An 18,809-nucleotide genomic window follows, 5' to 3' on the forward strand; every position below is an offset into this window, starting at 1 on the left:
TGCGACGCTTTTTTTATTATTCATAAAGAACTATAACTGTTATTAAACAGCGCAACTTAACGACGCTGTTCAACAATAATGGAGTCAATACCGTTATTTTGTAAACGCTGCTGAGCAGTGGTTACTGCTTGGCGGTTATTCATCGGGCGAGAAATAACTTGATAGATTGGCAAACCATTACCCGTCGTATTCTTGACCACGCGAGCGTCTACACCTGCCATCAACACTTGAGCACGGCGGCGATCTGCTTCATCCGCATCACCGAAGCTGTTGATCTGCAAAATATATGTTGCCGCAGGTTTTGCAGCCTGGACGCTAGCAGTACCTGCGCCTGCATTATTGGTGGACGTATTATTGCTACTAGCAGGCGTCGATCCATCATAGGTCGCGTCTTCTTCAACGATCACAATGTCATCGCCGCTATTACTGGTAGCAGCGTTATTTCCACGACTGGGCGCAATGACCGTGTTTTCAGAGATACCAAAGTTACCAGTATCATCATTGCGACTGGCTGAACCATCTTCAGGTTGAGTCACCACCACATCAGGCTCAAAGGCGCTGATATCCCCTATGCGATCATTGCCTGTCTCAGCAATATCTTCATCAGGAATAGTCGCCATCTCTTGATTGGGCAAAATATCATAGAACTCATAATCACCATTATCAGTATCAGTGTCGACACGTGGCTGCACCTGACGATCAGGATCATTACCAGCGGTGCTGTCAGCGGGACTGAAATCAAATAATGGTGACAAGTATATAAATACCCCTATCATAAGGGTCAATACCGCCCCGACAAACATCCACAATAAGCCTGATACGCTACTTGTTTTGCGTTTTTCAGTCGCACCTTTAGGTTTTTTGGCTAGCATGGATCTGGTTCTCCCTACTGAATCTAACTATCATCAAATTATGGCTGGCAGTCATCTATACTCGTACTACATGTTAGAAAGTTACTATATACTAGAAAAAAACTACATGCTAGATGGTGCCGACAACCCTAACAAACTAAGACCATTGGCCAATACTTGACGTACGGCTTTAGACAAACGCAAACGGGCTTGCATCAATTCCATCTCATCCGAGCTTGGTGTCTCACCTGAGGTCAAACTCACTGGCAAAATGCGATTGCTGTCATACCAACCATGAAATAGCGCTGCCAACTCTTTAAGATAATTGGTCAAGACATGTGGCTCATAACCCGTCGCGGCGCGTAATAATGTCGCTGGATATCCTGCTAATAATTTAATCAGCTCGTCTTCGTTTGGTGCGCTAAGTAAGTTTTGATGTTCTAAACCAATCGCATCGTCTACCACAAGACCACTATTTTGTAGCTTTTCTAATACTCGGCAAACACGAGCATGCGCGTATTGAATGTAATACACTTGATTGTCTTTGCTTTGTGATTTAGCCAGCTCCAAATCAAAATCAATATGCACTTCAGGCTTACGGGCGACATAATAAAAACGCGCGGCGTCGTTACCAACTTCGGTACGTAAATCACGCAGGGTGACAAATTGACCTGAACGCGAGGACATTTGCACTTTTTCACTGCCACGCCATAGTGCAACAAATTGCACAAGCACCACATCTAAACGCTCGGCATCAATACCAAGCGCCAATAAAGCGGCTTTTACGCGTGGCACATAACCATGGTGATCGGCACCCCAAACATTGACCACTTTATCAAAACCACGATCAAATTTATTTTTGTGATACGCAATATCAGAAGCAAAATAAGTAGATTGACCATTGGCACGGCGCACAACACGGTCTTTTTCATCACCAAAATCGGTTGATTTAAACCAAATATTACCGTCTTTTTCGTATAGATAGCCTTTTTCATCTAAGGTTTGCAAGACTGGCTCAATCTCGCTATCGATCGATCTTTCGCTAAACCAGCACTCGTAACGCACACCAAAGTCATTTAAGTCATCTTTGATATCGGCTAAAATACTGCTCAATGCCGCATTTAAAAACAGCTCATAACCTTCACCAAGCAAGGCTTTACTGTTGGCAATCAAGCCATCAATATGTGCTTCTTTGTCACCTGACAGCAATGTTTTTTCGCCGTCCACATTAATCTCAAACTCAGCATCTGCTGGCACATCTTTGGCGATTGCTGCAAAGCTATGAACGTAATGATCGCCGTGTTGCGCTTTTAACGTTTGGGCGATGTCACTGACATAATCACCTTGATAGCCATTGACTGGGAAGATTATTTGCTCACCGTTGCTTTCTAGATAACGCAAATAGGTACTGGTCGCCAAGATATCCATCTGCCGACCCGCATCGTTGACGTAATACTCACGCGTGACGTCATAACCAATCGCTTCCAGCAGGTTTGCCACGCTCATACCGAACGCTGCACCGCGACCATGCCCAACGTGCAAACTTGACGTTGGATTGGCAGAGACAAACTCAACCTGAATTTTTTGCCCATCAAACTGATCGCTTAAACCAAAGCGATCTTGCAAGGCAAAGATATCATCTAATACCGCAAACTTGGCTTCCGCATTTAAGAACACGTTAATAAAGCCTGGACCTGCGATTTCTACTTGGCGAATGTCTTGGTTTTCAGGCAGCGCATTGACGATTTTTTCGGCAAGCTGTCGTGGATTAACCTTGGCAGCTTTGGCCGCTGTCAGCGCGATATTACTGGCGAAATCACCATGGCTTAAGTCTTTAGTACGGGTGATTTGGCTATTATTTTGCCAATCGCTTGGTAACGTGCCATCTGCTTGTAGGGTTTGAATCGCATCGTTAAATAGTGATGCAAGTGTATCAATTTGGGCTTGTGACATAAGGATTTGAACTCAATTAAATAAACAACAAAAACGGTATAAAAATGTGGCGAATGCGAGCAGCCAATAACTGCCTATTATAATAGCGACCGACATTGCAGGGGATAAAATAATACAAAAAAGATAAGTAACCTGTAAATATAACAATCTTTGCCCTGCATTGCACCATTTGCACCAAAATTAGCACTAAAATCTTACGGTTATGACAGTTAACACTGATAATTTAGGTGACTAGGTCGTGTCCTCATTGTAAAAATGGTGATAAAAAGGAGATAAATTGCCGCTAAACAAGGAAAATAGCGCAAATAATATCGATATATTGATAAGCTATTTGACGATGTTTGGCAAAATTTAGCCATTTTTAGCCCATTTAGAGGTTAATCGATTGAATTGAAGACACGCTCTAACAGGCGTTGTCTGTGCTTTCACTCACGATAAGTCAGATTGAAATATTTTAAATAGATCAGCATTTAGCGCTGTTACCGATCAGTCAGCCCTGCAAATTGTAGCGTTACTGTTGTCTCATACTTAGCAGCAGTTTATACCTGCTCGCTTCCGCGTTATAATAACGGTTTGTATTGCTGCCTGCTTTTTTCTGACTTATTTTATGGATTACTGCTTATATCATGAATGGTGATACTTCATTTTGAAGGCAATTATTATTAAAAGATCCATAAAATAATAGAAATAAATAAAGACGGCGTTACTACTTTATAGGATTATGCCATGTTTGCTATTGCTGCCAGTACAGTTACCAGTTGGGGATTGTATGTTTTACTACCCATATTCATCGCCTTCTTATTTTTTATTATGTGGGATATCTCTAAAGAATCTCAAGCTGGGCGCGCGGGCACATTTTGGATTTTCTTAGCACTAGGCGCAGGGTTTGTGGGCTTCTTACTCAAGCTATTGTTGGAAGTCGCTTTTAAAAGGTGGTTGATATAATTTTTATATAATTAAGCCGTGTCTTCACTGTCAATGATAGGTAATAAATAACTCGCCTATCACTGTAAATAGACGGTTAAATAATCAATTAAAAAATGCATGGCTCATGACGGCTTCACTTTATAGTGTGTCAATCATTCCTATCAGGATATCACTCACTGAGCCTTGCTATCATTTTTTACGACTTCACTCACGTAAGTTGGTAAATCCCACGCACCACCAGCAAAACCGCGACACATTCCTGAGCTGGAATCTTCCGATTTGGCAAATGTTTGACCATTCCAAACCCATATCGCATGATTCCAGCAATCACCCAAGCCTCGATCTTTATGCACAGCCCAAATCTCGCCATCAGAATAGTCATTGCCTGCCGTAGTGATCAGTTTTGGCTTGCTTGGTTTGTCATGATTAATAAGCCAATAACCTGAACTTTCATTATATGCGCCTTGCCAGCACAGGTGGCTAGCAAGCGTATGGGTGGCATCTACGGGTGTAAACGTCCAATCCAGTCTATCAACACCATACTCTTGCATTCGTTGATACACTTCGGTTTTTGGATTAATCAGCTCACAGTCTCCCATATCATCTTCAGAGCCTATAAGCTCCTTGGCATCAATATCGATCCACTTATTTATATTCGCTTGAAAATAAGCCAACTTTGACGACTCCAGTTGCTTGTTGTCAGCATAGGCATATGCTTTTTTAATCACAGGTTTCGCTTTTGCTGCTTTAGGCGTTTGCCGATTTGGATTGTTTTTACTAACCAGTGCCAACGGTGTGCCGACGCGACCTTGCACCTCATCAAGTTTTAGCAGCACGGCACTCATGCCTTTGTCACTAATAGACCAATTTTTATCACCTGCTCTTATCTCTATCTTAGTATTTTGACGCGAATGACTCAGAAGTTGCTGAGTTTGCTTGGTGGTTAAATCATAGGCGTAACCGTCCGCATCTGCCTGTATCTCGCCATAGTTCTTACCATTTAACCAAAGCTCAGCCTCGGTATTATTCTGCTTTGGAACCTCTGGTAAAAACTGTACTGTGGCACTTGGTAAAGAAACTTTAGGTAATACTGTGAGCAATATTGAGGCAGAAGTATCTAACTGATCCTCCTCTGCATAACCTGCTGCGCGACAAGTCAATGTATTATCACAAACCACTTGCCAATCATCTTTAACAAACCCCCAACCTTCAAAGGGATCACCATACGCATCTGATGCCATAGCAGGTAGCGAGAATAGACCAATCGTCATACAAGCCATTATTTTTTTCATAATCTCTCATCCTTGCTATATTTGCAGTCCATTTCCACTGCTGATTATATTGACTGATGGCGTCTCTGCTACCCTAAAAAACTATCTTTTGGCAATCAAAGTCGCACGCATCGGCGCAGGATAGCCTTCAAGGGTTTTGCTGGAATCATTAGGATCTAAGAAGTCGGATAGCGAATGATAGGTCATCCACTCCGTTTTGCGCTGCTCTTCTATTGAAGTCACTGCGACATCAACGCAGCATACCTCTGAGAATCCTGCTTTTTCTAGCCAGCCTATCAATGCGGCGACTGATGGTAAAAAATACACGTTATTCATCTGGGCATAGCGGTCGTGTGGCACCAGTACGGTATTGGCATCACCTTCGATAACCAAGGTTTCAAGCACCAGCTCACCGCCTTTGACCAACTGCCCTTTAAGCTGTTGTAAATGCTCAAACGGCGATTGGCGATGATAGAGCACACCCATGCTAAATACGGTATCAAATAATTGGCTATGCTCGGGCAAGGCTTCAAGTGGTACGGGGATATAATGCGTTTTATAGCTATCAGCTGCCCCGACAAAATGACGAATCGCCATAAACTGATGATAGAACAAGCAAGACGGATCAATGATAATGACTGTATCCGCGCCAGCGCCAGCCATACGCCAGCCGTGATAGCCAGAGCCACCGCCCACATCCAATACGCGACGACCTTTTAAATTTCCCAAATGCGGTGCGACTCGTTGCCACTTCCAATCACTGTGCCATTCGGTATCAATCAATATTGGCGCGGCTTGTTGGTCTTCATTCTGACCACTATCAATTTGATTTTCGAGCTGACCACCAATTTGAAAAGGTCCTTTACGCCACGGCATCAGCTGCTTTAACAGTGCCATTGTTTGTTTGCGCTGAGACTCACTAAGATTTGCCTCAATCGTCAGGACATCACTGTTCAGATCGACATTATTGACGGTTAATGTTGGCAAACGAGCGACTGACGCTTGATAAGCAGGTGCATGCGCGTAGTTGGCTTTGTCTTTGATATCATTTAACCATGTTGGCAAGCGCGTAAGCCATTCATAAGCACTTGGCTGCTGCTGGGCTAACTCCAACAAGGTTAAATATAATTCGCGTTCGGCGTGGGTGATAGTGTCGTTAAGCATAAAATTTCAGTTCGAGTTGATTTATATTTAAATGAATAAAATTAAGAAAAAGTTAAAATAAAATAAAAGAAAATACACCTCAATATATGAATTCTTCAGAGATCATGAAATATGCGTGGCATAGGTTATCTATCTTTAATAACTCAGTTTACGTTTCGTTATCACCCAATCCTAAGGTTTAAACTTATATATTATTCGAAAGCCATTATATTTGCTGTTTCTATAATTTCATTTATCGCTTTTTGAGGAACTGGAAAATTTCCCATAAAACCACTCTCATATGAGTCCCAAAGTTCTTTTTTCTCCTCCGACGGCTTATACCACTCAGCATTTTCAGTACAACCCTTAGCTATAATAAACATAATTACTTCGAAGGGTTTTGGTGCACCTACACCTGACTCAAAAGTAGGGAGCTTTTTAACTCCTAGAAATTCACCCAATAACTTGGCATCAATAATCCCTTTTTTAACCTGATCTAATAGCTCTGGTCTATAACATACTAATAAGATACCAATTAATCGGAGCAGCTTATAACCTAAATATTGTCGTTCAGCAAATATTGCTGATTCAGATAGAGTCTGTGCAATTTGTATATGTAAAATCAACGTCTCTATTTCTCTAAGAGATAGACTACGAGAGCGAACTAAATCCTCAATCGCTGCTTCAAAATAATTATCGTTTAAATAATCAGCAGGTAAACACTTTTTTTCTGACGCTAGTTTGAAAAAATGCTGTTTAGCAGCTAAAACAGGAGATTGATAACCCCTACTAGAAAGAGAAGGTAATTCAAACCTAAACTTTATAAACTTATCTAAGTAGCGTTGTGCATCAACTGCCTGACCATAACAATGGTTTATAGAAGCTCTTAACTGCTGGGTATTAGTGATAAGTACAAAGCTAACACCTTCTACATCAAAGGTATGTTTGATTATCTCAAGCATATCGACCGCGAAGTTTGGTCTACAACGATCAAGTTCATCTATAAATATAATAATAGGGTCTTGGGATGCAATGGCAGTTAGAGCGGTTTGTAATGTTTTTAAACTCTTTTCTGCCTCCACATGATCTTTGAGTATCAACTCTGCTGCTTTATCTATTGAATCATCAGCTGTTTTTTGAATTACTTCATCAAAATCATTTGCAACGTCAGCAAAATCTTGTCTCAGAAGATGAGAAACGCCAGCTTTAGCAACTGTTTTTAGGGTGTACCGTACAGCTGGCAATACTCTGTTTATAAAAGCTTTTCTACGTGGCCCTTCAGGTAAGATTTTAATAATTTCTGCTAATACAGTCATCAAAGGCTCATCAACATGATCAGCTTTGAAAGCGTCAATATAAATTATATTGTGTGTATCATCTTGCTTCATTAGATTTATAAGTTTATGGCAAAACTCGGTTTTACCTGTGCCCCAGCTGCCATCAATAACCATTGGTGAAATATCTATATTAGATTTTAGGAGCTTAATAGCTTTTTCAGCGATACTTTTACGTTGAAATTCGTCACGCCCACCTTGTCCATCGAATGTTTTTGCCGTAATGTCCATATCCATTTTATCGTTCCTTCTTAATTTCAATCTAGCTCAGCAAAAATATGCGATGCTGTAAAGCGCATCTAGCACACTGAGAAAATGAATGCCTATTTCAACTAATGTGTGAAACGCAGGTAATAGCAGATGGAAGGATCAACTCCCATTATGTATTCAAACCCCACTATTTAAACGCCACAATAGACACAAAGTTCAAAAACTGAAACCATGTGAGATGCCGCTGAAAGCCAACGTCATTCAAACGTGCATGATGCTCGTCTAACGTATCAGTAATTAATACGTTTTCTAACGCATTACGTTTGCCGCTGATTTCCATCTCGCTATAACCATTGGCACGCTTGAAGTCATAATAACGCTCAACCAACCATGCATCATATTGCTCATCAAAAGCATGGGTTTTTTCAGTTAATACCAGTATCCCGCCTTCACTTAACGCTGCATAAATTTTCTCTAATACTGCGACTCTATCGGCAGCGGGCAAAAACTGTAGCGTTAAATTTAAAATCACCATATCGCAGGGTTCAAGTTCCACATCGCGAATATCAGCGGTAATCACTTCGATGTCATGCGCAGGATAATTTTCACTCAATAGCGTGGTCGCTTCGGTCGTCATCGCTGGTGAGATATCAATCGCTTTAATCTGCAAATCTTGCGGCTCAAACTCACCCGCCAACGTCATACTTGCTGCGCCAAGTGAACAGCCCAAATCATACACTCGACTGACGCGCTGACCACTATCGCTCTGTTGACGATACTTACAATGGCGTCGGGCAAATATGGGCAGCATCGCTAGCACCTGACCATAACCGGGCACACTGCGACGAATCATATCAGGGAAACAAGCCACCACTTGCTCATCAAAAGAGAAGCGTGCCGCTTTATCAAGTGGCGTGGTAAACGGTTTGTCAAATAGGGTGTCGTGTTTAACAATAGCAGGCTTAGATTGACTCATGGTGCGACTCATTTTGTGATGATAGAACTTAAATTAGGAGATAATTGATGGTCTTGCTTGTCATTATTAGCTGAAAGCGGCACGACGTAGCAAAAGCCCATTATAACATTACTGTTTGTTACTTATCGCAGTCAGATGCCCTGCTAAGCTAAATACGTATTGCTAAGTAAAAAACACTTGGCTCGCATTTTATATTTATAAAAATAGGAAAGATTATGCAAACCATTATTTTGGGTGGCGGCTGTTTTTGGTGTACCGAATCGGTATTTTTATCCGTAAAAGGTGTGCAATCTGTCGTCTCAGGCTACATGGGCGGTGACGCTGTTTCTGCCAACTACGAAGCGGTCTGTAGTGGCAATACAGGGCACGTTGAAGTCATTAAAGTTGAGTTCGATGACTCTATCGTCCCGTTAGAAGTGATACTTGATGTTTTCTTTGCCACCCATGATCCCACCACAATGGATCGTCAAGGCAATGACGTCGGTAGCCAGTACCGCAGCGTGGTTTTTTATACCGAAGAAAATCAGAAACCAACGATTGACCGCACTATCAACAAACTGCGCGATATGGGCGTCAATGTGGTCACCGAAGTACATCCAGCTGTTGAGTTTTATCAAGCAGAAGAGACCCATCAGGATTTCTTTAAGAAGAATCCAGGACAAGGGTATTGCAACTTTGCCATACCGCCAAAGCTTGCCAAATTGCGTAAAGAGTTTAGTCAATATATGGTGAGCTAAACCACAAAATGAAGATATTTCTTTATTTGGAATAAAAAAATATCTTAGTATTTCATTATAGCCAAACGCTTATTGTATGAGCGTTTGGCTTTTTAACATCTTTAGCATTCTCACTCAAACAGTTATGATAGAAACAACTCAAATATAACCCTCAACGAATAAAGGCAAAGGTATGAACGCTGAATTTTGGCACAGCCGCTGGCAAGAGAAACGCATTGGCTTTAATCAGTCTGCAGTGAACCCATTATTAATAAATTACTTTAAGCAGTTAAACCTGCCAGCTGGTAGCCGTGTCTTTGTCCCTCTTTGCGGTAAATCGATTGATATGGCTTGGCTGGCGGCGCAAGGCTACGACGTTGTAGGCGTTGAATTGGTGGAAACAGCTGTACAAGCATTCTTTACTGAGCAGAATATCTCCCCTACTGTGCACCAGCATGTCGACAATTCAGCGATTAAATACTATCAAGGTCAGTTATTAGGACAAACCATTACCTTATGGGTTGCTGATATTTTTGCATTAACGACTGAGGATATTGGATCTGTAAATGCCGTATATGACAAAGCCGCATTGATTGCGCTACCGGCTGATATGCGTGTGCAATATAGTGCGCAAATGTACCAGCTCAGTGCTAATGCACCACAATTTATCATCACTCTCGCTTATGACCAAAGCAAAAAAGCGGGACCGCCGTTCTCTATCAGTAGCGAGCAAATACAGCAATATTATGGCGATAACTATCATATCAACGAACTGACGAGTGAACCTACTTCTATAGGATCGGCACCTGAGCTAACAGCCTCTGAGCATGTTTGGTTGTTGAAATGAGTGGTTAATAAAGCCGTTTGCGTAGCGATTAATCAGTACTAAATTATGATGGAGAAATTGAATGAAAATATTCGTTGGGCTGATAAGTTTAATCTCTATTTTACTAGTCACACTCGCAGGTCCGCTGTACAAATTTGGCTTAATCGATTTAGCGACTGCGTTTGCAGGGTTTAAGTTTGGTGTATTTACTGGTATCGCAGCATTGGTACTATTAGTCATACAGCTTTTATTTAAACGAGACACGGCTAGCCTTGGTAGCGTATTAACATCAGCAGCGCTTGCTATCACTGCCATTGCTATTCCACTAAGCATGATGAATAGCGCCAAAAATGTACCGCCCATTCACGATATTTCAACCGACCTAGTGAATCCACCTGAATTTGTGGCCATTGCCCCACTGCGCGCTAATGCACCAAACCCAGTTGAGTATGCAGGTGTAGAGACTGCAACGCAGCAGCGCGCCGCCTACCCTGAATTACAAACATTGCGCTATAGCCAGTCAAAATCTCAGTTGATTGAGGCAACCAAACAAGCCATCGATAATTTAGGTTGGGAGCTTGTCAATATCGATGCTGACAAAGGTGTCATTGAAGCGACCGATACGACTGCTTGGTTCGGTTTTAAAGATGATGTCGTCGTGCGTATTACGGATAACAGTAGTGAACGTCTAGTAGATATTCGTAGCAAGTCACGGGTTGGTGGGAGCGATTTGGGTAAAAATGCTGAGCGTATTCATGACTTTATTAATGAGTTGGATGGGGTTTTGGTGGAGTAGTTGGGTGCAGCTTAACCTCAAACTTGGTTTGAGGCTTTAGAAATACTTAGAATCGTCAATCTTATTTGAATAAGATTATCTTTAATATCTATTACAGTTTTAAGATAATTCTGATATCTTCCAAATACTAGTGGCAAGGTTTGCTAGCTTTTTTTGACGGCTGTCAATGCTATTTAAATTCCATTTATTATAATTTTTCGGTAAATTTTGAGTCATAGTTAGACTACTTCTAGAATAAATCATCAATTTTTCTTGATATGACTTATTGGATGCCTCACGATTATTACTAGTTTCCAGCAGAGTCATATTACCTAATCGATAAGTCATCGAGTCAATCTTAGTATCGTCAATATCATCCCAAGAGTCATCGGGATTCTCAGGTAAGACATGTTCGATATTAAACTTATCATCATTTTCATCTCTACCAACTCCACTAACATTTTTCTCAATTTCACATAGAATGTGACGAACAATTTTTTTATTGCGATTGTCTGTAGTTTTTAGTTGCTTGGCAGCAAATGCACTTTTAAAAACCTCATCTTTAGGATAGATTTCATCTAACGCTTTAATTACTAAGCTTGCAGAGCTTAACTCTTTGCATTCAATTCTAACTGCTATTTTGTTGTAAAATCGCTCTTGTTCATTAGGTGGATTATTGCAAATTACATTATAACGGAATGATAATATGCTTATCGCACGTACGATTGATAAAAATCCTTTTCTATCACTTTCAAAAAAATTTTCATAGCTTGCAAGTAGTACCGAGAAAGGCTGTTTAACCCTGTACATACTTAATTGTTTCAAATACTTTGATTCTTCCGACCATCGAACATCTTGTATGTCCTTCAAGGCAGTATAAGCGTCAGCCGACAACTCAATTTCTTTGACAAGCTTAAACGCGTCCTCTTTACTTTTAATATGTTTACGAATCGTTTTGAATAAATCTGTTTTGCGTATGAGTTTATGTCTACTATTCCAATAGACTCTTAAGAATTCAGGAAAACTCTCGTTTCCTAATAACGTAACAATGCTTTCCCACCGTTCTTCTAAGTGTTTTATTTGAGTATCATGCAATTCGTCAGCACTAGCTAAAGAGAATAAATAATTTTTTAATAGGTCAGTAGAAGAAAGACGAACACCTCGCGCGTTGAGCGTCTCAAATACTTTAAAAGCATTGAGCTCATCGTTCACAGTAATAACTGTGAAAAACAATTTATCTACTAAATCATCTAGAAACTGTGCAAAATTCTGACCACTAGAACTTTCCATCCCAAACTTCTGCTTAATTTTATTTTTAAACCAATCAAAAGCTTTACGAATTCTATGTTCAGAAGCATGTAATCCACGTTGTGGCAGCTTATCCAATGTGATTAAGTGATTACGATAATACTTATCATTGTGCCTGTTCAGCTTTAAGATTGGTGTTTCAATCAGAGTAACTGGGTCAGTATAGCCAATATAGTCATTTTTCAACTGATGTAAACGTTGGCCATTACGGTCAGCGTCGACACTATTACTTACCATATCTTTTAAAAAACTTAGACCTGCTAGAATTAGAATACTAAGTGTTGTTAATCGCTGCTGACCATCGATAATATCAAACTGTTTATTATTTGTAGTTTGCAGTACTAAATACCCCATATAATGTGCAGATTCAGCATCTTCGATAAATAGTGCCTCTATATCTTGCCACAACTCTTCCCACTCTAGGTCTGACCATGAATAATCACGCTGAAAAGCAGGTACACTATAACGTAGACCATTACCTAATAACTGACGAAAAGTGCTATTTGTCGTATTGAAATTCATTGTCATAGTTTTTCCTAAAAGGATTAAGTGATTAATTCAGTATTTTGAAAAGTAACATTATTTATGGTTGTAGGTTTTGTAACTGTATCAATAGTATAACAACGCCAGAATAAATAATGTGACCTGTTAATGTGAGTAAACAACTTTAGTTGAAGCAGTCATTTCACTTAAACCCTCTCTCAACCTCACGCCACCGTCAATTTATAGTAACAGCTTACTTCGATACCTTTTCTTTACCAATGAGATTGGTTACTCTAAGTCCAAACTGCACCAATCTGCTTTGCTTTCTCTTTTAATAACTATTTCAACGTTTATAGGATATTTTCATGCGTTTGACTCCAGTTTCTACTTTATCGCTACTTAGCCTTGCTGTTGGGCTGAGTTTTGCTAGCACTGCTCAAGCAGCCAAACCACCAGCGCCAGACTTATCTAATGCCGAGTTTCAACAATGCTTAGACGGTTTGAAAAACTCTAGCAAATTTCGAGGCGTTGATAGCTCTACTTTTAATAACTATCGCCCTAGCCAGCCTGATCCTAGCGTGATTCAGTCATTGAATTATCAGCCAGAGTTTCAAAAAGACGTTTGGGATTATTTATCTTCACTGGTCGATAAAGAGCGTGTAGAAGATGGCATCCGTGCCAAGCGCCAATGGGCGGATACGCTACGTCAAATTGAATCACGCTATGGCGTCAAAGCCGAGCACGTACTAGGTGTATGGGGCGTTGAGTCAAACTTTGGGCAGACATTGGGCAAAAAACCTTTGTTTGAGTCTTTGGCGACGCTGTCTTGTTTTGATCGCCGTCAGAGCTACTTCCAAGGTGAATACGCTAATGCGCTAAAAATCGTCCAAAACGGTGATATCGCGCCAAGTGATATGACAGGCTCATGGGCGGGCGCTTTTGGGCAAACGCAATTTATGCCAAGTACCTTTTTAGAGTTGGCAGTTGATTTTGATGGCGATGGTCGCCGTGATTTGGTCAATAGTGTGCCTGACGCGCTAGCCTCTACCGCCAACTTCTTAGATAAGCGCGGCTATCGCACGGGCGAGCCTTGGGGTTACGAAGTCAAGCTACCCAGTGGGTTTTGGGCAGCGTCTGACCGTAAAAACAAGAAGTCTATTAGCCACTGGCGCAATCAAGGTATCACGCTCGCCAATGGCAGTCCATTGCCAAACGATTTGAGTAGTGCTGGTCTATTATTACCCGCTGGCAAAGATGGTCCTGCTTTCTTAGTCGGTAAAAACTTTGATACGTTTTATTCTTATAATGCGTCAGAAAATTATGCATTGGCAATCGCCCATTTATCAGACTTAATCACTAAAGAGGACAGCAGCAAAACTGACTTTGTCACGGCATGGCCTACCGATGACCCTGGTATCAGTCGCCAGCAAGCCAAAGATATCCAGCAGGCGTTATTGAACGCGGGTTACGATATTGGTGGTGTTGACGGCATTATTGGCGACAATACCCGTATCGCGATTCAGCAATACCAATCTAGTCGTGGTATCTTGCCAGCGGATGGCCGCGCAGGACAGAAATTCTACCGCGCAATCATTGGAGATGCTGGAAACACAGCCCCGAAAAGTACGCAATACGGCAATCAATACGGACAGCCGTCGAATAGCCAGCCTTTAAACCCTGCCTCTGCTGATCGTATGGGACAGTTGATTCAGCAGCAAACGAGTACTCCTAATACTTACTCGACGCAGCCTTCTGCACAATCACCTACCTCTGGTAACACACGCTATCGCCGTGTCACTGGTAGCGACGGTGTGGTGAAGCTCGTTCGTGTTGACGAAGGTTCTTAGTATTCCGCGGATGTATCTTAGGTTAAGCACATACTAGGCTAAGCACGCCCTAGATTAAGCACATAAAAAAAGCCACGTTAATAATAACGTGGCTTTTTTCATAGGATTTATTTTTGATTTTTTAGTCAGCTTTTAACTTAAACGATCGGTGGTGGGTTTGGTTTACCATTGTCACCATCCCAGTTCTCACGTGCTTTTTCATCTAGATCAGCAGGCGTTTTTGGTTCCCACTTGCCATTCTCTTTCCAAGTAGCATCGCCCCAATCAGCATCTTCTTCTTTTCTGTCCAAGTTTTTGTAAGCTTGGCTAGGGTCGATACCGCGACGCTTCATGTCCGCTACTTGCTCTTCTAAGGTATGAAACTGCTCGGCAGCATGCATAGATTCTTCTAAGCCATCAAGCTCTTTTTTTAATGCATCGTTTTTAGCGTTACTCATCAGGTGCTCTCCTTAGTCGGTATTATTATGCGATTTATATACATTCGATTTGTATGTATACAATATATACGTCAGTAATTTTAATATAAATAATGTATTTATTATCAATCTCTGATTAGTCTTAATATTACCAGTCTTAAATGGATTCACAACCGTTGACGCGTATGCTTTGTATTACAAAACGTAGTCACAGCCACACGTGTGCTCTTTACAGCAGATAGGCTATGACTACTTTTAAATAAGGAAGGCAGGAATATTATTAGTGCAAAATACGAATCATTGGGAGTTATGATGGACTTCGTTCAATAGATTTTTTGCATGGAAGGTCAACTTCCAAAGTTCTTGCGAGACGCGAGTGCCATAGGTTGTGAGCTGTATCCAGTTTGCACTCACTAGCTGACGTTGTAGCTGGTTCAAATCATCTTGAGAAATTTGGCAGCGCGAGACGGCATGGACATTCGGCATCTCTTTTTTGATGTCTTGCTCAGCTTTTGACGCTATCAAGCGATTCACAGCATTTTGCAAGCCATAGCTCGAAAAGGTCGCTGGTATTTTCATCAAGGCGATCAATATCTCTTGCCATGTTAAGGTCAAGGGTCTGGTAACATCGGTTAGGTTGCCACCTGCATAAGCTTGAGCACTATATTGAATATCAAAAGCTTCTAACAATACAATGGGCTTACTCACATCATCAGAGACGAACTCATCAGCAGGGGGGCTATTTTCCTTTAGCGTTTTGTCAGTAGACAATAGATCTGCAAACCGTTCCGCCACGGTTTGCTTGCTAAATTTAATCATCTCCTCATTAGCTCTCAGCCATCCACCAACGACCTGATGATTGGTCACTGCATTATAGTAAGCTTGTACAAGTAATGGCTCAATATCCGTTTCTGTATCATAATAATATATCGTATTGTCCTGCCGAGTTACCGACTTAATAAATTCTTGCAGTTGACGACTGATACTCGCATCTGGATGATGATTTTTGATTAAGATGATTAACGGTTTGAGCTTGGCTTTGGCATTCAAATAGCTCAAATGCATTTGGCTAACGCCATTCCTTTGCACGGTGCCATAACTGTCTCCAATGAGCATCAGTGCATAATCGCAGGAGTCGATACATTGTCGACCATATAGCGATGCTTTTGGCAATTGGCTCGACACATCATAGGTCAAGAAAGCCCGCGACTGAAAAAATATCGCCAAGCTGTCCAAGACCAACAATTGATCATTGTCAGCGCATATGATGTGAATATGATAGCGACGGTTTGGCACAATCACCTCTAAGCTTAGGTCATGACATAGAATAATATGATATAAAATAGAGCACAAATATCTTGTGTTGCACAGCCTAGCATAATCTTATAAAAATAAGCTCAATTTATTTTTAATATATCAATATTATGGTTATGGGTTTGATATAAACACCTTTAGCTGCGCCTATTCAGAACAGTATTGCAAGATGGCGTCTTTGCCAAGCAAACGCGCTATTAAAGTACCCAGTTTATCATCGAACTTAGTCGCATAAAAAATCAATGGCGGTCGAATGACAACTTTTGTTTTGTCAGTTGTTTCTAAACAATGATCATCTGGGGTATTGTCAACCAATGCAGACAGCTGGTTTGCAGCCAATAGCTGCTTAACTCGCTCAGCAATGGCTTGTCCAGAATCAACGACCTGCATCGCCAATTGCTGCTGAGCAATCTCATCTAACAAAAACGTTTTGAAAAATGGATAGTGCGTACAGCCTAGTACCAATTGATCAACGCCATCATGAGCAAATAATGTGAGCTGCTGGCGTAATCTTAAAGCAGTATCATCCTGCTCTGGCATTCCCGCCTCTACCCAAGGTACCAATTGCGGATCAAAATATTTGGTCACTACCGTATTGTTGGGTTTAGCAAAGTGATCGATGACCTCATTAAGCAATGTGCCATTCAAGGTAGCCTTAGTCGCTAAAACGACCACGCGACCAGTTTTGCTCGCCGATATGGCGGGCTTTAGCGCCGGGACTAATCCGACGATAGGCAGCTGCGGATAACGCCGTCTGGCTGTTTCCAAAGCATAAGCTGAGGCGCTATTACAAGCAATAACAATGAGCTTGCAGCCCTGCTCATACAACCAATCAACGGCTGTTAAAGTCAACGCTTCAATATCGGCGCTATCACGATTACCATAAGGCACATTTAAGGTGTCTGCATAATAGACATAACGCTCGGCAGGCAACTGCTGTGCCAAATGTAGATAAACTGACAGTCCACCGACACCAGAGTCAAACAATCCGATTGGCGCATTGCGCTTTTTATTATTTATAACTGTGCCAATATTCGTTTTATGGATGTCAGCTTTAGCATTAGTTGCACTCTCGACATGCTCAACATGTTTACCATCAAAGCTATCTGAGCGCATTTTCACCCTATTTAAGCTATTACTTGCAGCAATATCCATCACTACTCTACTGCCATTTTTATATACATATTGTCATCTTTATGCTGTTTGCTGTTTGCTGTTTGCTGTTTGCTGTTTGCTGTTTAGCATACTACAGTAATTATCTGGTGATTTATCGCTATAGTCGGTTCAATATAATTTGGATACAAGGAGGACAAGCGAAAGTACTACAAATAGTAGACTAAGCGAGTCTGACACCGTATGTGATTTATATGGGATTGACTATATCTAAACCGTAAATTATTTGACAGATACATAGCTTTGAGCCCTTGCGTTAACTGGCTGGCATCGACAGCTCATAGGATTTTCCGCCACTTTGTAACGTCAGTATCGTCTCACCATTTTGCTCTGTCAATTCGCCAATTTCGGTCAAATGATAAAAAGTATTACGCCCAACAAGTGCGTCCAAACCATTTCTAACGGGCATATAAGGACGTACCTGCATATCCATTGCTGTCTGCTGATCAATCGTATCATTGCCTGTAGGATTATACGCCTTTAATGTGATGGTGTGCTCATCATCTAAACGCACCACATCGCCAGTCGTTGTGGTAAATTCTAGCCAACGGTTATTGCCTTCGTTGACGATACCGACGTCATTGATTAATAAAGGGGCATCTTCAACTTGGATACGAATTTTCTGTACTGGCGTCTTCAAAAAATATTCAATGATGCCATTATTGTCTTCTTTCCATAGAATAGTCGCAAATAAGCTCACCAATGACTCTCTGGTCATTTGCCCGCCTTCATGCCACCACTCGCCATTTGCTTTTATGACCAGATCCATATCGGCCACATCTTTTGGGTGCCATTTATCCAATGGTGGGATGGCACGTCCTTCACGTTTGCCTACGGTAGACTTTAGATACTGACTGAGAGAATCTATATTATTTAGCTCAGATAGTACGTCTTTTGGCGGTTTAGCTGCCGTTTCATCGTTTTGAATTATGTCTTCATTATTGTTATTCATCGTATAATCCTTTACTTAGCATTCAAAGTTTGGCAAATCTATTATTACTATAAATTTTAGTTTCGGGTATGATGAAAACATATCATCTTAGCACCCTCATTAGTTCAATCTTACCTTAACATCGATACTCATAAATGCGTATCGTGTTTGTAGGACTTTTCTTTTATAATGAGTAACGATTTTTTATTGAAATGGTCAAGTGGGTGTTGTGTTAATGACACATTTTACGTGATGTGTTGATATCCTTAAATACATGGATCTCGACAGTAACATGGTCAATTGATGTCGCAAAGAAAGTTTTTATCGGGCAGCCATATGTCTGAGTAATGTTAGC

At 41.1% G+C, this 18,809-nt stretch carries 16 protein-coding genes; 5 read left to right on the forward strand and 11 right to left on the reverse strand.

All coding sequences use genetic code 11. The annotated features are described in order from the left end of the window. Positions 1–56 precede the first annotated feature (56 nt). Both Q6344_13105 and argS read right to left on the reverse strand, forming a co-directional pair. The gene (locus Q6344_13105; GenBank protein WLG13522.1) at positions 57–872 is read right to left on the reverse strand and encodes an SPOR domain-containing protein; all 816 of its coding nucleotides are present in this window, start codon (positions 870–872) and stop codon (positions 57–59) included. A 102-nt stretch (positions 873–974) separates the two neighbouring features. Further along, entirely contained in the window at positions 975–2,804 is a 1,830-nt protein-coding gene (gene argS / locus Q6344_13110) for an arginine--tRNA ligase (GenBank protein ID WLG13523.1), read from the reverse strand. Positions 2,805–3,530: 726 nt separating this feature from the next. Between argS and Q6344_13115 the strand changes: the two genes are divergently transcribed. Further along, on the forward strand, positions 3,531–3,749 hold the full coding sequence (locus tag Q6344_13115; GenBank protein WLG13524.1) for a DUF2788 domain-containing protein: 219 nt from the start codon (positions 3,531–3,533) through the stop codon (positions 3,747–3,749). Positions 3,750–3,904: 155 nt separating this feature from the next. On the opposite strand, the gene Q6344_13120 is transcribed toward Q6344_13115, so the two are convergent. The 4 genes from Q6344_13120 to cmoA all read right to left on the reverse strand — a co-directional run bounded on the left by Q6344_13120 (position 3,905) and on the right by cmoA (position 8,677). Next, on the reverse strand, positions 3,905–5,023 hold the full coding sequence (locus tag Q6344_13120; GenBank protein ID WLG13525.1) for a DUF1176 domain-containing protein: 1,119 nt from the start codon (positions 5,021–5,023) through the stop codon (positions 3,905–3,907). A gap of 81 nt (positions 5,024–5,104) precedes the next feature. After that, on the reverse strand, positions 5,105–6,166 hold the full coding sequence (gene cmoB, locus Q6344_13125) for a tRNA 5-methoxyuridine(34)/uridine 5-oxyacetic acid(34) synthase CmoB (protein WLG13526.1): 1,062 nt from the start codon (positions 6,164–6,166) through the stop codon (positions 5,105–5,107). Positions 6,167–6,357: 191 nt separating this feature from the next. After that, positions 6,358–7,716, reverse strand: a complete 1,359-nt coding sequence (locus Q6344_13130; GenBank protein ID WLG13527.1) for a KAP family NTPase — start codon at positions 7,714–7,716, stop codon at positions 6,358–6,360. 160 nt (positions 7,717–7,876) lie between these two features. Next, positions 7,877–8,677 carry a carboxy-S-adenosyl-L-methionine synthase CmoA gene (cmoA, locus tag Q6344_13135; protein ID WLG13528.1) on the reverse strand — a complete coding sequence of 267 codons (801 nt, stop codon included), beginning with the start codon at positions 8,675–8,677 and terminating at the stop codon, positions 7,877–7,879. Between the two features lie 203 nt (positions 8,678–8,880). On the opposite strand from cmoA, the gene msrA reads away from it, so the two are divergent. The 3 genes from msrA to Q6344_13150 all read left to right on the forward strand — a co-directional run bounded on the left by msrA (position 8,881) and on the right by Q6344_13150 (position 11,003). Continuing rightward, the gene (gene msrA / locus Q6344_13140; GenBank protein WLG13529.1) at positions 8,881–9,402 is read left to right on the forward strand and encodes a peptide-methionine (S)-S-oxide reductase MsrA; all 522 of its coding nucleotides are present in this window, start codon (positions 8,881–8,883) and stop codon (positions 9,400–9,402) included. A gap of 172 nt (positions 9,403–9,574) precedes the next feature. Next, positions 9,575–10,228: a thiopurine S-methyltransferase gene (gene tmpT / locus Q6344_13145; GenBank protein ID WLG13530.1), complete on the forward strand. Its 654-nt coding sequence runs from the start codon at positions 9,575–9,577 to the stop codon at positions 10,226–10,228. Positions 10,229–10,289: 61 nt separating this feature from the next. Beyond that, entirely contained in the window at positions 10,290–11,003 is a 714-nt protein-coding gene (locus Q6344_13150) for a DUF1499 domain-containing protein (protein WLG13531.1), read from the forward strand. 99 nt (positions 11,004–11,102) lie between these two features. On the opposite strand, the gene Q6344_13155 is transcribed toward Q6344_13150, so the two are convergent. After that, positions 11,103–12,818, reverse strand: a complete 1,716-nt coding sequence (locus Q6344_13155; GenBank protein WLG13532.1) for a DUF262 domain-containing HNH endonuclease family protein — start codon at positions 12,816–12,818, stop codon at positions 11,103–11,105. 320 nt (positions 12,819–13,138) lie between these two features. On the opposite strand from Q6344_13155, the gene Q6344_13160 reads away from it, so the two are divergent. Continuing rightward, positions 13,139–14,620 carry a lytic murein transglycosylase gene (locus Q6344_13160; protein WLG13533.1) on the forward strand — a complete coding sequence of 494 codons (1,482 nt, stop codon included), beginning with the start codon at positions 13,139–13,141 and terminating at the stop codon, positions 14,618–14,620. Positions 14,621–14,757: 137 nt separating this feature from the next. Here the strand turns inward: Q6344_13160 and Q6344_13165 are convergent, their stop codons facing one another. From Q6344_13165 to Q6344_13180, 4 genes are all read right to left on the reverse strand, one after another. After that, a complete protein-coding gene (locus Q6344_13165; protein ID WLG13534.1) occupies positions 14,758–15,057 on the reverse strand; it encodes a hypothetical protein in 300 nt (99 codons plus the stop codon). A gap of 276 nt (positions 15,058–15,333) precedes the next feature. Next, positions 15,334–16,332: a DUF4062 domain-containing protein gene (locus tag Q6344_13170; protein ID WLG13535.1), complete on the reverse strand. Its 999-nt coding sequence runs from the start codon at positions 16,330–16,332 to the stop codon at positions 15,334–15,336. A gap of 165 nt (positions 16,333–16,497) precedes the next feature. Then, positions 16,498–17,505 carry a glutamate racemase gene (gene murI / locus Q6344_13175; GenBank protein WLG13536.1) on the reverse strand — a complete coding sequence of 336 codons (1,008 nt, stop codon included), beginning with the start codon at positions 17,503–17,505 and terminating at the stop codon, positions 16,498–16,500. Positions 17,506–17,779: 274 nt separating this feature from the next. Next, positions 17,780–18,475: a DUF1285 domain-containing protein gene (locus Q6344_13180; protein ID WLG13537.1), complete on the reverse strand. Its 696-nt coding sequence runs from the start codon at positions 18,473–18,475 to the stop codon at positions 17,780–17,782. Positions 18,476–18,809: the final 334 nt, after the last annotated feature.

The organism is Psychrobacter cibarius (assembly GCA_030686115.1).
GTDB lineage: Bacteria > Pseudomonadota > Gammaproteobacteria > Pseudomonadales > Moraxellaceae > Psychrobacter > Psychrobacter cibarius_C.

Coding starts and splice junctions, on each gene's coding strand:
- Q6344_13120 (WLG13525.1), bottom strand. CDS start 5,023: ATGAAAAAAATAATGGCTTGTATGACGATTGGTCTATTCTCGCTACCT.
- Q6344_13130 (WLG13527.1), bottom strand. CDS start 7,716: ATGGATATGGACATTACGGCAAAAACATTCGATGGACAAGGTGGGCGT.
- cmoB (WLG13526.1), bottom strand. CDS start 6,166: ATGCTTAACGACACTATCACCCACGCCGAACGCGAATTATATTTAACC.
- Q6344_13180 (WLG13537.1), bottom strand. CDS start 18,475: ATGAATAACAATAATGAAGACATAATTCAAAACGATGAAACGGCAGCT.
- msrA (WLG13529.1), top strand. CDS start 8,881: ATGCAAACCATTATTTTGGGTGGCGGCTGTTTTTGGTGTACCGAATCG.
- tmpT (WLG13530.1), top strand. CDS start 9,575: ATGAACGCTGAATTTTGGCACAGCCGCTGGCAAGAGAAACGCATTGGC.
- Q6344_13165 (WLG13534.1), bottom strand. CDS start 15,057: ATGAGTAACGCTAAAAACGATGCATTAAAAAAAGAGCTTGATGGCTTA.
- Q6344_13115 (WLG13524.1), top strand. CDS start 3,531: ATGTTTGCTATTGCTGCCAGTACAGTTACCAGTTGGGGATTGTATGTT.
- Q6344_13155 (WLG13532.1), bottom strand. CDS start 12,818: ATGACAATGAATTTCAATACGACAAATAGCACTTTTCGTCAGTTATTA.
- murI (WLG13536.1), bottom strand. CDS start 17,505: ATGGATATTGCTGCAAGTAATAGCTTAAATAGGGTGAAAATGCGCTCA.
- argS (WLG13523.1), bottom strand. CDS start 2,804: ATGTCACAAGCCCAAATTGATACACTTGCATCACTATTTAACGATGCG.
- Q6344_13150 (WLG13531.1), top strand. CDS start 10,290: ATGAAAATATTCGTTGGGCTGATAAGTTTAATCTCTATTTTACTAGTC.
- Q6344_13105 (WLG13522.1), bottom strand. CDS start 872: ATGCTAGCCAAAAAACCTAAAGGTGCGACTGAAAAACGCAAAACAAGT.
- cmoA (WLG13528.1), bottom strand. CDS start 8,677: ATGAGTCGCACCATGAGTCAATCTAAGCCTGCTATTGTTAAACACGAC.
- Q6344_13160 (WLG13533.1), top strand. CDS start 13,139: ATGCGTTTGACTCCAGTTTCTACTTTATCGCTACTTAGCCTTGCTGTT.